The sequence below is a fragment of the Raoultella sp. genome, from assembly GCF_039594335.1.
GTDB lineage: Bacteria > Pseudomonadota > Gammaproteobacteria > Enterobacterales > Enterobacteriaceae > Klebsiella.
Window position 1 is genome coordinate 83,609 of record NZ_JBCNNS010000001.1, and the last position, 15,325, is coordinate 98,933.

The following is a 15,325-nucleotide window of genomic DNA, read 5'->3' on the forward strand; positions in this document are numbered from 1 at the left end:
AATGAAATATTCATTAGGGCCGGTACTTTACTACTGGTCGAAAGAGACGCTGGAAGATTTTTACCAACAGGCCGCACGTTCCAGTGCCGATACGATCTATCTCGGCGAAGCCGTATGCAGTAAACGCCGCGCCACCAAAGTCGGCGACTGGCTGGAGATGGCGAAAGAGCTGGCGGGCAGCGGTAAGCAGGTGGTGCTCTCCACGCTTGCGCTGGTACAGGCCTCTTCCGAGCTCAATGAGCTGAAGCGCTATGTCGATAACGGGGAATTTCTGATCGAAGCCAGCGACCTTGGCGTCGTCAATATGTGCGCAGAGCGCAAACTGCCGTTCGTCGCCGGACATGCGCTCAACTGCTATAACGCCGTCACCCTGCGTCTGCTGCGTAAACAAGGCATGATCCGCTGGTGCATGCCGGTTGAACTGTCTCGCGACTGGTTGGGGAATCTGCTCACCCAGTGCGAAGAGCTTGGCATTCGCAATCAATTTGAAGTGGAGGTATTGAGCTACGGTCATCTTCCGCTGGCCTATTCCGCGCGCTGCTTTACCGCGCGTTCCGAAGATCGGCCAAAAGACGAATGCGAGACCTGCTGCATCAAGTACCCGAACGGACGCAGCGTGCTGTCCCAGGAAAACCAGCAGGTGTTTGTCCTGAACGGTATTCAGACCATGAGCGGCTATGTCTATAACCTCGGCAACGAACTGACGTCGATGCAGGGGCTGGTGGATATGGTGCGCCTGTCACCGCTGTGCAACGATACCTTTGCCATGATCGATGCTTTCCGCGCCAATGAGAACGGTACCTCGCCGCTGCCGCTGCTCACCAACAGTGACTGTAACGGTTACTGGAAACGGCTGGCCGGGCTGGAACTGCAGTCCTGAAAATAGCTCACTTTGTTAACAGCATACTTCGTCTTTTCATGCAGTATGAACGTTGCAGCTTTTCTGGCCGGCGCTCGCTGAATGCGCCAGGCTGAAAGAAGACCTTCAATCTGATGACGATGCTGTAACAAAGTGAGCCTTTATGACCGACAAATCTATTCCGTTCTCGGTGCTCGATCTGGCACCGATCCCCGAGGGTTCTTGCGCCAAAGCGGCCTTCTCACACTCTCTGGATCTCGCGCGTCTGGCTGAAAAACGCGGCTATCACCGCTATTGGCTGGCGGAACACCACAACATGGTTGGCATCGCCAGCGCTGCAACATCGGTGCTTATCGGTTATCTGGCGGCAAATACCACGACGCTGCAACTGGGCTCCGGTGGCGTAATGTTACCCAACCATTCACCGCTGGTGATCGCCGAACAGTTCGGTACGCTCAATACCTTGTATCCCGGACGTATTGACCTGGGGCTTGGCCGGGCACCGGGCAGCGACCAGCGTACGATGATGGCGCTCCGCCGTCATATGGGCGGAGATGTTGATAACTTCCCACGCGACGTCGCCGAACTGGTGGACTGGTTTGATGCCCGCGATCCCAATCCGCACGTGCGCCCGGTTCCCGGCTACGGAGAGAAGATCCCGGTGTGGCTGTTAGGATCCAGTTTATACAGCGCGCAGCTGGCGGCACAGCTTGGGCTGCCTTTTGCCTTCGCCTCGCACTTCGCGCCGGATATGTTATTCCAGGCGCTGCATCTCTATCGCACCCAGTTCAAACCATCCGAACGCTTAGCGAAACCGTACGCCATGGTATGTATTAATATCATCGCCGCCGATAGTAACCGTGATGCCGAATTCCTGTTCACCTCGATGCAACAGGCATTCGTGAAACTACGTCGTGGTGAAACCGGTCAGCTCCCGCCACCGGTGGAAAATATGCATCAACTATGGTCCGCCTCTGAACAGTACGGAGTACAACAGGCGCTCAGCATGTCGCTGGTTGGCGATAAAGCCAGAATCCGCCATGGGCTGGAATCCATTTTGCGGGAAACCGAGGCCGATGAGCTGATGGTGAACGGCCAGATCTTCGATCATCAGGCGCGCTTACATTCGTTTGATTTAGCGATGCAGATAAAAGAAGAGCTGGTAGGGTAGTTTTTGCCGGACGGCGGCGCCCTATCCGACCCGCCCGAGCCTGTAGGCCCGGTAAGCATCGCGCCGCCGGGCATTCTGTTTACTGGTAAACAGGCAACAGATTAAAGCTCGATAAGAAATGCACGATAATGTTACCGGCGCCAAACAGCAGAATCAGCACAATCATCGGCGTTCCGCCCCAGACACGAAACTGTGGGCTACCGAAGCGGTTACGCGATGCCCGGGCCAACAGCGCCGGGACAATCGCCGCCCAGATGGTTGCGGCCAGACCGGCATAGCCGATGGCATACAGGAAACCATCGGGCTGCAGCAGGCCGCCAATAACCGGTGGAACAAAAGTCAGGAGCGCGGTCTTAAAACGGCCGAGAGCAGAATCATCAAAACCAAACAGGTCCGCCAGATAGTCAAACAGGCCGAGGGTGACCCCAAGGAAAGAGCTGGCAACGGCGAAGTTCGAGAACACCACCAACAACAGGTCCAGACTACGGCTGTTGAGCACCCCGCTCAATGCCTGTACCAGCACATCAATGTTACCGCCCTTCAGCGCGATACCGATAAACTCAGGGCGTGGAATGTTGCCCATCGTCACCAGTAACCAGACGACATACAACCCCAGAGCCAGAAGCGTGCCGTAGACCAGGCAGCGGGTAATCGTCCGGGGATCTTTGCCATAATACTTCATCAGGCTCGGTACGTTACCGTGATAGCCAAAGGAGGCCAGGCAAAACGGGAGAGTCATCAACAGGTACGGCGTGTAGGAGGCATTCTTTTCGCCGACGTTGAACAGTGTTGTCGGCTCAACGTGCCCCAGCAAGCTTCCGAAGGTCAGGAAGAAGGTGATGACCTTTGCTCCCAGCACGATTGCCGTCATTCGACTCACCGCTTTGGTACTCAACCAGACGATAAAAGCCACCAGCAGCGCAAAGCCAAAGCCCGCAGCCCGCGCCGGCACATTCAATGAAAGCTCCGAGAAGGTATGGTGCAGTATGGAACCGCTGGCCGAGATATAGGCGTAGGTCAGGATATAGAGCACAAAAGCGATCGACAGACCGTTGACCAGATTCCAGCCTTTACCCAGCAGATCTTTGGTGATGGTGTCGAAGCTAGAGCCAATGCGGTAGTTCAGGTTCGCTTCCAGAATCATCAGTCCGGAATGGAGCATACAAAACCAGGTAAAGATCAGCGCAGCCAGCGACCAGAAAAACCACGCACCGGACATGACCACCGGCAGCGAGAACATGCCTGCGCCAATGATGGTCCCGCCGATAATCACCACACCGCCAAACAAGGACGGTCGGGTTGCCGTAGTGGTAAGTGTCGCCATTTGCCGATATCTCCAGTCAATCATGCTTTTTGTTGTTAACGCGCGGCACTGTACCAGTACATGAGTACAAAGGAAATAAAAAAAGCCCCAATCATCACGATCGGGGCTGTATTATTTACTTTACGCTAGCGGAGCGCGCTAATTACGCATCGCCACCGAAACGACGACGGCCAGCGGAATCATCGCGGCGCGGAGCCGCAGCGGTATCATCACGACGCGGAGCACGAGCACCCTCACGACGTTCGCCGCTGAAACGACGACCATCACCACGACCGCCTTCACGACGCTCACCACCGAAGTTGCGGCCACCTTCACGACGTTCGCCACCGAATGCGCGACCGCCTTCACGACGCTCACCACCGCCACGACGTTCCGGACGCGGCTGAGCATCGCCCAGCAACTGCATGTTCATCGGCTTGTTGAGGATGCGAGTGCGCGTGAAGTGCTGCAGAACTTCGCCCGGCATGCCTTTCGGCAGTTCGATCGTGGAGTGGGTACCAAACAGCTTGATGTTACCGATGTAACGGCTGCTGATGTCGCCTTCGTTAGCGATAGCGCCAACAATATGACGAACTTCAACACCATCATCGCGGCCCACTTCAATGCGATACAGTTCCATATCGCCCACATCGCGACGTTCGCGCTTAGGACGATCTTCACCACTACGCTCCGGACGGTCGCCACGCGGGCCACGGTCGTTACGGTCACCACGGCGCTCGAAACGATCGTCACGGTCGCGGAATTCACGCTTAGGACGCATCGGTGCATCCGGCGGCAGAATCAGTGGACGTTCGCCCTGAGCCATTTTCAACAGTGCTGCGGCCAGAGTTTCGATATCCAGCTCTTCACCTTCAGCAGACGGCTGGATTTTCGCCAGCAGCGCGCGGTACTGATCCAGATCGCTGCTTTCCAGCTGCTGCTGAACTTTCGCGGCAAATTTTTCCAGGCGACGTTTGCCCAGCAGTTCTGCATTCGGCAGTTCTACTTCCGGAATCGTCAGTTTCATGGTGCGTTCGATGTTACGCAACAGGCGGCGTTCACGGTTCTCAACGAACAGCAGCGCGCGACCCGCACGACCCGCACGACCGGTACGGCCGATACGGTGGACGTAAGACTCGGAATCCATCGGGATATCATAGTTAACAACCAGGCTGATACGCTCAACATCGAGGCCACGAGCCGCAACGTCGGTTGCAATCAGAATATCCAGACGACCATCTTTCAGACGCTCCAGAGTCTGCTCACGCAGCGCCTGGTTCATGTCACCGTTCAGCGCAGCGCTGTTGTAGCCGCTGCGTTCCAGCGCTTCAGCCACTTCCAGGGTCGCGTTTTTGGTACGAACGAAGATAATCGCCGCATCAAAATCTTCTGCTTCCAGGAAACGCACCAGCGCTTCATTTTTACGCATACCGTAAGCAGTCCAGTAACTCTGGCTGATGTCCGGGCGAGTGGTGACGCTGGACTGGATGCGCACTTCCTGCGGCTCTTTCATAAAGCGGCGGGTAATGCGACGGATCGCTTCCGGCATGGTGGCAGAGAACAGAGCGGTCTGATGACCTTCCGGGATCTGCGCCATAATCGTTTCTACGTCTTCGATGAAGCCCATACGCAACATTTCGTCAGCTTCATCCAGTACCAGACCGCTCAGTTTAGAGAGATCAAGAGTACCGCGCTTCAGGTGGTCCAGCAGACGACCTGGGGTGCCCACAACGATTTGTGGTCCCTGGCGCAGAGCACGCAGTTGCACGTCATAACGCTGGCCGCCGTAAAGGGCTACCACGTTTACGCCGCGCATATGTTTAGAGAAGTCCGTCATTGCTTCAGCAACCTGTACCGCCAGTTCGCGGGTCGGCGCCAGCACCAGAATTTGCGGTGCTTTGAGCTCAGGATCAAGGTTGTTAAGCAGCGGTAAAGAGAACGCTGCAGTTTTACCGCTACCCGTCTGGGCCATACCCAGAACATCGCGGCCGCCCAGAAGATGCGGAATGCACTCAGCCTGGATCGGAGATGGTTTTTCGTAACCCAGATCGTTAAGCGCTTCAAGGATAGGAGCCTTCAGGCCCAGATCTGCAAAAGTGGTTTCGAATTCAGCCATGTAGTACGTGTGCCTCAAAATTAATGGCGGCCAGTCTACATAACTCAACGTGAAAATTTAGAGTAATTTTCATTGAAAAGTGTGAACCGGCTCAAAGTAGGTGTATTAACGAACAACAACGCCCTCACCTGTTAAGGTGATGGCAAACAAAAAATGGGCTGATGTGTTCGTCAGCTATTGCTGGTCCGATTCTGCCAGGTCATCTTGCTCCTGGCCCAAGAGCGATAATTCCAACAATGCGTATCGGTGCTCAACGTAGTTGTGAACGTTGTTTGCGACCGCCAGTTTGAACAGTGCCGTAGCGCTGTCCTTGTCCCCCAGACTTAGGTAGTACTTACCTAAATAGAAGTTGGTTTCACTGAGATGCTCAGCGAGCGAGGTGTTATCCGTTGCGTCTGCCTTCAAACGTTCCATCAACGTTTTTTCGTTGATGTCGCTAAGGTAGAACTCGACAATGTTCCATCCCCATTGCTCTTTATCCGATTTGTCGAAGCGCTGTTTCAGTGCTTCAAGCGCCTGCTTCTCGTCAAGCTTACGCTCAGCGAGGTAAAGCCACAGGCTACGGAAAGGATCATTGGGATCGTCTTGATAAAACGCCAGCAGATCATCTTGCGCTAACTTAGCGCGACCGCCGTAATAAAGGGCGATACCGCGATTCAAGTGCGCGTAGTTGTAAGTTGGATCAAGCTCAAGTACAGAATCAAACGCTTCATAGGCAGCATCAAAATTGCCTGCCTGCGTTAAATAAATGCCTAAGTAATTGAATACTTCAGGCATATCAGGTCTGATTGCCAACGCTTGTGAAAAATCATTTCGCGCTAATGCCCTCAGACCGAGACTATCATACAACACTCCGCGCTCATATAAAAGCTGTGCGCGTTCGTCATCGGTTAAAGCCCGACTGGCAAGAATTTGTTCCATGCGCGCCAGAATCACTTCTTGCTGCAAAGTCGGTTGCAATGGCACCGCGAGGACTGCGTCCTTACGCCAGGCAGAGTTGCTGCATCCTGCCAGCGTGAGAGCTGTCGCCACGAAACACCAGCGCAAAAAAGGCTTCATTTCCCACTCCCGAAGACAACGATTGGATGAACGTCCAGTTCCCCGGCTGCAAACAAGGCGTCCTGCCCGTAATACGCCCTCCGCCAACGCGGAGGGCAAACGGCAACCTTACTCGCCTTGCTCGGCAACCGGAGCTTCCGGTGCTGCGGCAGGCTGAGTCTGTTCAACTGCTTCTTTAATGCTCAGACGAACGCGGCCCTGACGGTCAACTTCCAGAACCTTAACCGGCACTTCCTGACCCATCTGCAGGTAATCGGTCACTTTCTCCACGCGCTTATCGGCGATCTGAGAAATGTGCACCAGACCTTCTTTACCGCCGCCAATGGCAACAAATGCGCCAAAGTCAACGATACGGGTCACTTTACCAGTGTAAACACGGCCGACTTCGATCTCAGCAGTGATCTCTTCGATACGACGGATAGCATGCTGCGCTTTGTCGCCGTCGGTTGCTGCGATCTTCACGGTACCGTCATCTTCGATTTCGATGGTGGTGCCGGTTTCTTCGGTCAGCGCACGAATCACAGAACCGCCTTTACCGATCACATCTTTGATCTTGTCCGGGCTGATCTTGATAGTGTGGATACGCGGTGCGAATTCGGAGATATCGCCGCGCGGCGCGTTAATCGCCTGCTCCATTACGCCCAGGATGTGCAAACGTGCACCTTTCGCCTGGTTCAATGCAACCTGCATGATCTCTTTGGTGATACCTTCAATTTTGATATCCATCTGCAGCGCAGAGATACCGTCGCGGGAACCCGCCACTTTGAAGTCCATATCGCCGAGGTGGTCTTCGTCACCCAGGATGTCAGACAGAACGACGAAGTTGTCACCCTCTTTCACCAGACCCATCGCGATACCCGCAACGGCGGCTTTCACCGGCACGCCAGCATCCATCAGCGCCAGAGAAGCACCGCACACGGAAGCCATGGAGGAAGAACCGTTAGATTCGGTGATTTCAGACACCACGCGAACGGTGTACGGGAATTCTTCCGTGGTCGGCATAACGGCCAGTACGCCGCGCTTAGCCAGACGACCGTGACCGATTTCACGACGCTTCGGTGAACCCACCATCCCGGTCTCGCCGACAGAGTACGGAGGGAAGTTGTAGTGGAACAGGAAGGAGTCAGTACGCTCGCCCATCAGTTCGTCGATGTTCTGCGCATCACGTGCGGTACCCAGAGTCGCGGTAACCAGCGCCTGCGTTTCGCCACGGGTGAACAGTGCGGAACCGTGAGTACGCGGCAGTACGCCGGTACGAACGTCCAGACCACGGATCATATCTTTTTCACGGCCATCGATACGCGGCTCGCCTGCCAGTACGCGGCTACGCACGGCATTTTTCTCGATAGCATGCAGGATTTCACCCAGTTCGTTAGCGTCCAGGGTTTCATCTTCAGCAATCAGGGTCGCGATGGTTTCTGCTTTGATCACGTCAATCTGAGCGTAACGCTCTTGTTTATCAGTGATACGGTAAGCATCGCTCAGACGCGCTTCGGCCAGGGCAGCAACGCGCGCATTCAGCGCTTCGTTGACAGCTTCCGGCTGCCAGTCCCAGCGCGGTTTACCCGCTTCTTTAACCAGGTCGTTGATGTTCTGAATGACAATCTGCTGCTGCTCGTGGCCAAAGACCACCGCACCCAGCATCTGGTCTTCGCTCAGCAGTTCAGCTTCAGATTCAACCATCAGCACGGCCGCTTCGGTACCGGCAACAACCAGGTCCAGCTTACTTTCTTTCAGCTCGTCCTGAGTCGGGTTCAGAACGTACTGGTCGTTGATGTAACCCACGCGGGCAGAACCGATAGGACCGTTGAACGGAATACCGGACAGGGACAGCGCTGCGGAAGCACCAATCATCGCCACGATATCCGGGTTAACCTGCGGGTTAACGGAAACAACGGTAGCGATAACCTGCACTTCGTTAACGAAACCTTCCGGGAACAGCGGACGAACCGGGCGGTCAATCAGACGCGCGATCAGGGTTTCGCCTTCGCTTGGACGGCCTTCACGACGGAAGAAACCACCCGGGATTTTACCTGCTGCGTAGGTACGTTCTTGATAGTTAACAGTCAGAGGGAAGAAGTCCTGACCTGGTTTCGCTTTTTTCTGACCCACAACGGTAACGAATACCGCAGTGTCATCCATGCTAACCATGACAGCAGCAGTGGCCTGACGAGCCATCATGCCGGTTTCCAGCGTTACGGTATGTTGGCCGTACTGGAATTTACGAACGATCGGATTTAGCAAAATTCTATCCTTTATATCAATAGGTGACGCTATATCCACGACATAACGTCAGTTGACCCGATCTCCTGCATCCTCGCGACTAATGACAACCTTTACCCGCCCCTGCGGATCAAGCTTCTCATTAGCCGCGCGAACCTCTGCACGAAGATCATTAATAGCAACAATACATGAGTTTTTAGTGAATTGCTGCCGCCTGGTCGAAAAAAGGGGCCCTGAGGCCCCTTTTTCTGAAACTCGCAGAATTAGCGACGCAGACCCAGACGCTCGATCAGCGAAGAGTAACGTGCAACATCTTTACGTTTCAGGTAGTCGAGCAGTTTACGACGCTGGGAAACCATGCGCAGCAGACCACGACGGCTGTGGTGATCTTTTTTATGCTCGGAGAAGTGACCCTGCAGATGGTTAATCTGTGCAGTCAGCAGTGCAACCTGAACTTCGGTAGAACCGCTGTCGTTTTCGCCACGACCAAACTCAGAAACGATTTTTGCTTTAGCTTCAACGCTTAGAGACATTTTAAAACTCCAGATTTAAAAGAAAGAAAGGGTGCCGATCTCTAATTCAGCGACCCCTGATGCAACGCCCGAAAATGTTAAAACACTTTTGCGGACGTTAAGCGGCGATATTCTACCCGCAGCTGACTGTTATCGCAAGAACAGCCCTCAAGCCGGGTATTCGACAACAAGACGACGCGGCGCCACACGGCCTTCATCGTCAATCTCACCCATACCGAGGAACTTCCCGTCTTCACCTTCAGTCACCCGCACCAGGCCCTGTAGCGGGACTCCTGTGGTGCGGACCGGGTTGCCATTCTTAAAGTAAACAGCCGATGTTTCGGCAAGATTAACCAGTGGATAGTCCGATGCCGGACTGTCCATCGGCATCAGCAGCGGATCGAGCAGCTGCGCGGCAGGAATATCCTGCACCATTGCCTGCTCAACCAGCGCCTGCAGCTGCTCCAGCGTCACCATCCGCTCAACCGGATATTTGCTGACGGCCAGACGGCGCAGATAAATAACATGTGCGCCACAGCGCAGTTTCTCACCCAGATCGTCGATAATCGTCCGAATATAGGTGCCTTTGGAACAGTGAATTTCCAGCTCCAGCTCATCCCCTTCGTGGCGGATAAACAGCAGCTCATAGACGTTAATCGGCCGGGCTTCACGCGGGACGTCAATCCCCTGGCGGGCATATTCGTAGAGCTTTTTCCCCTGGTATTTCAGCGCCGAATACATCGACGGTACCTGTTGGGTTTCGCCGCGGAAACTGTCCAGCGCCGCCGCAAGCTGTTCATCGCTGAAGGTCAGCGGGCGCTCTTCTACCACCAGGCCGTCGGCATCAGAGGTGTCGGTACGCTGTCCGAGTTTCGCAATCACACGATAGCGCTTATCGGAATCCAGCAGATACTGGGAAAACTTGGTGGCTTCCCCGAGACAAATCGGCAGCATGCCGGTTGCCAGCGGATCCAGCGCACCGGTGTGCCCTGCGCGGTTCGCGTTATAGATACGTTTTACTTTCTGCAGTACATCATTGCTGGAGGCGCCCTGAGGCTTATCCAGCAACAGCACACCATGCACATCGCGACCGCGACGACGAGGACGACTCATCAGTCCTCCTTGCTGTCGTCCGGGTTCACACGACGCTCATCGTCATGCTTCACCACGCTGGTCACCAGGTTAGACATACGCATCCCTTCAACCAGCGAATTATCGTAGAAGAAGGTCAGTTCCGGCACGATACGCAAGCGCATCGCTTTCCCCAGCAGAGAGCGGATAAAGCCGGATGCTTCCTGCAATGCCTTGATACCGGCTTTAACCGCCGCTTCGTCTTTGTCGTTCAGAAAGGTCACGTAGACTTTGGCATAAGCCAGATCGCGGGACATTTCAACGCCAGAAACGGTGGTCATCATGCCCAGACGCGGGTCTTTAATTTCGCGCTGCAGGATGATAGCAATCTCTTTTTGCATCTCCTGAGCCACGCGCTGCGGGCGACCAAATTCTTTCGCCATAATAAATTCTCCAGATAAAGACAAAAAAGGGGCCATAAGCCCCTTTTTAGAATTATTGCCGGGTGGCGCTATGCTAACCCGGCCTACACGAGTCAATCGTCTAAGGATTTTGGGTGGCAACAAGGCTGCAGGCTCGTGACAAATTCGTCAGCAACGAATTTGAACAACCGAAGGCTGGCCTTCGGTGAGAAACACCGATGTCTCTCATCAATCTCCAGGCACATAGATAACTATGTGACCAGAGTGAGCGAGCGCAGCCCAACGCAGTGGCGGCCCAAAAATCGACGAAGATTACGCGATGGTACGCTGGATCTCGATGATTTCGAACACTTCAATCATATCGCCAACGCGAACGTCGTTGTAGTTCTTCACGCCGATACCACATTCCATACCGTTACGGACTTCGTTAACGTCATCTTTGAAGCGGCGCAGGGATTCCAGCTCACCTTCGTAGATAACCACGTTGTCACGCAGAACGCGGATTGGGTTATGACGTTTAATCGTCCCTTCGGTAACCATACAGCCCGCGATAGCGCCGAATTTCGGCGATTTAAAGACATCACGAACTTCAGCCAGACCGATGATCTGCTGTTTCAGTTCCGGAGACAACATACCGCTCATCGCAGCTTTCACTTCGTCGATCAGGTTATAGATGACGGAGTAATAGCGCAGATCCAGGCTTTCCGCTTCGATAACTTTACGCGCAGACGCATCGGCACGCACGTTGAAGCCCACCAGGATGGCGTTGGATGCCGCAGCCAGGGTCGCGTCGGTTTCGGTGATGCCACCAACGCCAGAACCGATGATCTTCACTTTGACTTCGTCGGTAGACAGTTTCAGTAAAGAGTCGGAGATCGCTTCCACAGAACCCTGAACGTCCGCCTTAAGCACAACGTTCACTTCGTGAACTTCGCCTTCAGTCATGTTAGCGAACATGTTCTCGAGTTTAGATTTCTGCTGACGCGCCAGTTTAACTTCACGGAATTTACCCTGACGATACAACGCAACTTCACGCGCTTTTTTCTCGTCACGAACAACGGTCACTTCATCACCCGCAGCCGGAACACCGGACAGACCAAGGATTTCCACCGGAATGGACGGACCCGCTTCCAGAACTTCCTGACCCAGCTCGTTACGCATCGCACGAACGCGACCGTATTCGAAGCCGCACAGAACGATGTCGCCCTTGTGCAGTGTACCTTCGCGAACCAGGACGGTTGCTACCGGACCACGACCTTTATCCAGGAAGGATTCGATAACCGCACCGCTGGCCATACCGTTACGTACAGCTTTCAGCTCCAGAACTTCTGCCTGCAGCAGAATAGCATTCAACAGGTCATCAATACCGGTACCTGCTTTCGCAGAAACAGGGATGAACTGAGATTCGCCGCCCCACTCTTCCGGCATAACACCGTACTGAGACAGTTCGTTTTTAACGCGGTCCATATCTGCTTCAGGTTTGTCGATCTTGTTGACCGCAACCACTACCGGCACCTGAGCCGCTTTTGCGTGCTGGATAGCTTCGATAGTCTGTGGCATTACGCCATCGTCTGCAGCGACAACCAGAACCACGATATCCGTTGCCTGCGCACCACGAGCACGCATTGAGGTAAATGCGGCGTGGCCCGGAGTATCCAGGAAGGTGATCATCCCGTTTTCAGTTTCAACGTGGTATGCACCGATGTGCTGGGTAATACCACCCGCTTCGCCGGATGCCACTTTGGTTGAACGAATGTAGTCCAGCAGAGAGGTTTTACCGTGGTCAACGTGACCCATGATGGTCACAACCGGTGCACGGGCTTCTGCCGCCGCGCCGGTATCACGGTCGCTCATTACCGCTTCTTCCAGTTCGTTCTCACGACGCAGGATAACTTTGTGGCCCATCTCTTCAGCAACCAGTTGCGCGGTTTCCTGGTCGATGACCTGGTTGATGGTTGCCATCGCGCCCAGCTTCATCATCGCTTTGATGACCTGAGAGCCTTTGACCGCCATCTTGTTAGCCAGATCGCCAACGGTGATGGTTTCACCGATAATAACGTCACGGTTTACAGCCTGCGCAGGCTTCTGGAAGCCCTGTTGCAGAGAAGAACCTTTACGCTTGCCACCTTTGCCGCCACGAACGGCTGCACGGGCTTCTTCACGATCGGCTTTTGATTCGGCGTGCTTGTTGCCTTTCTTCGGACGCGCAGTTTTGCTGTTGCGACCGCGGCCACGACCGCCTTCAACTTCGCGATCGTTATCATCTTCAGCCTGACGAGCATGCTGAGACGTCGTCACGTGATAATCGCTGGTTTCTTCTGGAGCTTCTGGCGTTTCGGTCCAGTTCTTTTCGTTTTCTGCAGCCATACGGCGTGCTTCGTCCGCTACGCGGCGCGCTTCTTCTTCAAGCTTGCGACGTGCTTCTTCTTCCGCTTTACGTTTCAGCTCTGCTGCTTCGTTTTCACGGCGGATCTTTTCAGCCTGGGCGCTTTTTGTCATGTCGTCGGTTTGTTGATTGCTCACTTTGTCTTTTTCCGCAGCTTCACGTTTCGCTTTCTCAGCGACTTCACGTTTAGCTTGTTCTGCGGCCTCACGTTCAGCTTTTAATTGCGCCTCTCGCTTGGCAGCTTCTTCTGCCTCGCGGTGGGCTTGCTCTTCCGCTTCACGCTGCGCCTGCTCTTCCGCGGCAAGGCGTTCTGCCTCTTGCGGGTCGCGTTTCACAAAGGTGCGCTTCTTGCGGACTTCGATTTGTACCGATTTACTTTTACCACCGGTACCTGGAATATTTAACGTGCTGCGCGTTTTGCGCTGCAGCGTCAGCTTGTCGGGCGCCGAACCGTGTTCGCGGTTCAGGTGCGTCAACAAGGTCTGCTTCTCTTGCGCTGTCACAGAATCATCAGCCGATTTGCGAATCCCTGCATCAGCAAATTGCTGTATCAGGCGATCCACAGAGGTCTGAATCTCTGAGGCCAGCGCTTTAATGGTCACATCTGTCATGCTGTTCCTTCCTGCTACAGTTTATTACGCTTCGTCGCCGAACCAACAAATATTACGGGCGGCCATGATGAGCTCTCCGGCTTTTTCGTCGGTCAACCCTTCGATATCAGCCAGATCATCAATGCCCTGCTCGGCGAGATCTTCCAGCGTACAAACACCACGGGCAGCCAGTTTGAAAGCCATCAAACGTTCTAAACCTTCCAGATTTAACAAATCATCGGCAGGTTTAGTATCTCCCAGGCTTTCTTCCTGAGCCAGCGCCAACGTGGTCAGCGCGTTTTTTGCACGCTCACGAAGTGCTTCAACGGTGGCTTCATCCAGACCGTCGATTTCCAGCAGTTCTTTCACCGGCACATAGGCCAGTTCTTCCAGCGTCGCGAAACCTTCTTCAACCAACAGCGTGGCGAAATCTTCATCAATATCAAGATATTTGGTGAAGGTATCGATCGCCGCGTGGGCTTCAGCCTGATGCTTCGCCTGCAGGTCGTCAACGGTCATCACATTGAGTTCCCAGCCGCTCAGTTGCGAGGCCAGACGGACGTTTTGACCGTTACGGCCAATTGCCTGCGCCAGATTGCCCGCTTCAACCGCGATATCCATGGTGTGTTTATCTTCATCCACCACGATAGAGGCGACATCAGCCGGTGCCATCGCGTTAATCACGAATTGCGCCGGGTTATCATCCCACAGGACGATATCGATACGCTCGCCGCCCAGTTCGGTCGAAACCGCCTGAACGCGCGCGCCACGCATACCTACGCAAGCGCCAACCGGATCGATACGCTTATCGTTGGTTTTCACCGCAATCTTGGCACGGGAGCCCGGATCGCGAGCGGCGGCTTTGATTTCGAGAACTTCTTCGCCGATTTCCGGTACTTCAATACGGAACAATTCAACCAGCATTTCCGGCTTAGAACGGGTCACGAACAGCTGAGCGCCGCGCGCTTCCGGACGAACCGCATACAGGACACCACGAATACGGTCACCCGGACGGAAGTTCTCACGCGGCAACATATCTTCACGCAGGATCACGGCTTCAGCATTGCTGCCCAGATCAAGAGTGATGTTATCGCGGTTTACTTTCTTCACCACGCCGGTGATGATTTCACCTTCGTGCTCGCGGAACTGATCGACAACCATGGCGCGTTCAGCTTCACGGACTTTCTGGACGATAACCTGCTTCGCGGTCTGCGTAGTGATACGGTCGAAGGTGACGGATTCAATCTGGTCCTCGACGTAGTCACCAGGATTCATGCTTTCGTCTTCGTAGCGCGCCGCTTCAAGCGTAATTTCGCGCGTCGGCTGGGTCACTTCTTCAACAACCAGCCAGCGACGGAACGTATCAAAATCGCCGCTACGACGATCGATGCTGACACGCACATCGATCTCTTGTTCGTATTTTTTCTTGGTTGCCGTTGCCAGAGCGCTTTCCAACGCTTCGAAAATCTTTTCGCGCGGCAGCGCCTTTTCGTTGGAAACGGCTTCAACAACAGCCAAAATTTCTTTGTTCATCGGGGCCTTTCACCTCAATCCAGACTGTTAAAAGTGGGGAACCAGGTTCGCCTTCTGGATGTTACTCAGCGCGAACACTT

At 54.3% G+C, this 15,325-nt stretch carries 12 protein-coding genes; 2 read left to right on the forward strand and 10 right to left on the reverse strand.

Annotation, left to right across the window (positions count from 1 at the left end; genetic code table 11):
- Position 1 precedes the first annotated feature (1 nt).
- Both ACZAHD_RS00485 and ACZAHD_RS00490 read left to right on the forward strand, forming a co-directional pair.
- Positions 2–880, forward strand: coding sequence for a U32 family peptidase (locus tag ACZAHD_RS00485; protein WP_462455041.1), 879 nt, complete (start codon positions 2–4; stop codon positions 878–880).
- Between the two features lie 142 nt (positions 881–1,022).
- Positions 1,023–2,030 carry a luciferase-like monooxygenase gene (locus tag ACZAHD_RS00490; protein ID WP_462455042.1) on the forward strand — a complete coding sequence of 336 codons (1,008 nt, stop codon included), beginning with the start codon at positions 1,023–1,025 and terminating at the stop codon, positions 2,028–2,030.
- Between the two features lie 79 nt (positions 2,031–2,109).
- Here the strand turns inward: ACZAHD_RS00490 and mtr are convergent, their stop codons facing one another.
- The 10 genes from mtr to nusA form a co-directional block, all read right to left on the reverse strand.
- Complete coding sequence (mtr, locus tag ACZAHD_RS00495) at positions 2,110–3,354, reverse strand: tryptophan permease (protein ID WP_462455043.1); 1,245 nt, start codon at positions 3,352–3,354, stop codon at positions 2,110–2,112.
- Between the two features lie 142 nt (positions 3,355–3,496).
- A complete protein-coding gene (locus tag ACZAHD_RS00500; protein WP_462455044.1) occupies positions 3,497–5,449 on the reverse strand; it encodes a DEAD/DEAH family ATP-dependent RNA helicase in 1,953 nt (650 codons plus the stop codon).
- The gene (yrbN, locus tag ACZAHD_RS00505; RefSeq protein WP_099001532.1) at positions 5,442–5,522 is read right to left on the reverse strand and encodes a protein YrbN; all 81 of its coding nucleotides are present in this window, start codon (positions 5,520–5,522) and stop codon (positions 5,442–5,444) included. Before yrbN ends, ACZAHD_RS00500 begins: the two co-directional genes overlap by 8 nt.
- A gap of 101 nt (positions 5,523–5,623) precedes the next feature.
- Positions 5,624–6,508, reverse strand: a complete 885-nt coding sequence (gene nlpI / locus ACZAHD_RS00510) for a lipoprotein NlpI (protein ID WP_462455045.1) — start codon at positions 6,506–6,508, stop codon at positions 5,624–5,626.
- 108 nt (positions 6,509–6,616) lie between these two features.
- Positions 6,617–8,752: a polyribonucleotide nucleotidyltransferase gene (gene pnp / locus ACZAHD_RS00515; protein WP_462455046.1), complete on the reverse strand. Its 2,136-nt coding sequence runs from the start codon at positions 8,750–8,752 to the stop codon at positions 6,617–6,619.
- A gap of 242 nt (positions 8,753–8,994) precedes the next feature.
- Positions 8,995–9,264, reverse strand: coding sequence for a 30S ribosomal protein S15 (gene rpsO, locus ACZAHD_RS00520; RefSeq protein WP_004868066.1), 270 nt, complete (start codon positions 9,262–9,264; stop codon positions 8,995–8,997).
- A 147-nt stretch (positions 9,265–9,411) separates the two neighbouring features.
- Positions 9,412–10,356 (reverse strand): tRNA pseudouridine(55) synthase TruB, encoded by a 945-nt coding sequence (gene truB, locus ACZAHD_RS00525; RefSeq protein WP_462455047.1) that lies wholly within the window; start codon positions 10,354–10,356, stop codon positions 9,412–9,414.
- Positions 10,356–10,757, reverse strand: a complete 402-nt coding sequence (gene rbfA / locus ACZAHD_RS00530; RefSeq protein WP_002918248.1) for a 30S ribosome-binding factor RbfA — start codon at positions 10,755–10,757, stop codon at positions 10,356–10,358. The genes truB and rbfA overlap by 1 nt, the downstream gene beginning before the upstream one ends.
- 291 nt (positions 10,758–11,048) lie before the next feature.
- Complete coding sequence (infB, locus tag ACZAHD_RS00535) at positions 11,049–13,733, reverse strand: translation initiation factor IF-2 (protein WP_462455048.1); 2,685 nt, start codon at positions 13,731–13,733, stop codon at positions 11,049–11,051.
- A gap of 24 nt (positions 13,734–13,757) precedes the next feature.
- On the reverse strand, positions 13,758–15,245 hold the full coding sequence (gene nusA / locus ACZAHD_RS00540; protein WP_004868073.1) for a transcription termination factor NusA: 1,488 nt from the start codon (positions 15,243–15,245) through the stop codon (positions 13,758–13,760).
- Positions 15,246–15,325 lie beyond the last annotated feature (80 nt).

What these genes read in the sequence shown, in the direction of transcription:
- ACZAHD_RS00485 (WP_462455041.1), top strand. Translation starts at nt 2, where the DNA reads ATGAAATATTCATTAGGGCCGGTACTTTACTACTGGTCGAAAGAGACG.
- ACZAHD_RS00490 (WP_462455042.1), top strand. Translation starts at nt 1,023, where the DNA reads ATGACCGACAAATCTATTCCGTTCTCGGTGCTCGATCTGGCACCGATC.
- mtr (WP_462455043.1), bottom strand. Translation starts at nt 3,354, where the DNA reads ATGGCGACACTTACCACTACGGCAACCCGACCGTCCTTGTTTGGCGGT.
- ACZAHD_RS00500 (WP_462455044.1), bottom strand. Translation starts at nt 5,449, where the DNA reads ATGGCTGAATTCGAAACCACTTTTGCAGATCTGGGCCTGAAGGCTCCT.
- yrbN (WP_099001532.1), bottom strand. Translation starts at nt 5,522, where the DNA reads ATGAAAATTACTCTAAATTTTCACGTTGAGTTATGTAGACTGGCCGCC.
- nlpI (WP_462455045.1), bottom strand. Translation starts at nt 6,508, where the DNA reads ATGAAGCCTTTTTTGCGCTGGTGTTTCGTGGCGACAGCTCTCACGCTG.
- rpsO (WP_004868066.1), bottom strand. Translation starts at nt 9,264, where the DNA reads ATGTCTCTAAGCGTTGAAGCTAAAGCAAAAATCGTTTCTGAGTTTGGT.
- truB (WP_462455047.1), bottom strand. Translation starts at nt 10,356, where the DNA reads ATGAGTCGTCCTCGTCGTCGCGGTCGCGATGTGCATGGTGTGCTGTTG.
- rbfA (WP_002918248.1), bottom strand. Translation starts at nt 10,757, where the DNA reads ATGGCGAAAGAATTTGGTCGCCCGCAGCGCGTGGCTCAGGAGATGCAA.
- infB (WP_462455048.1), bottom strand. Translation starts at nt 13,733, where the DNA reads ATGACAGATGTGACCATTAAAGCGCTGGCCTCAGAGATTCAGACCTCT.
- nusA (WP_004868073.1), bottom strand. Translation starts at nt 15,245, where the DNA reads ATGAACAAAGAAATTTTGGCTGTTGTTGAAGCCGTTTCCAACGAAAAG.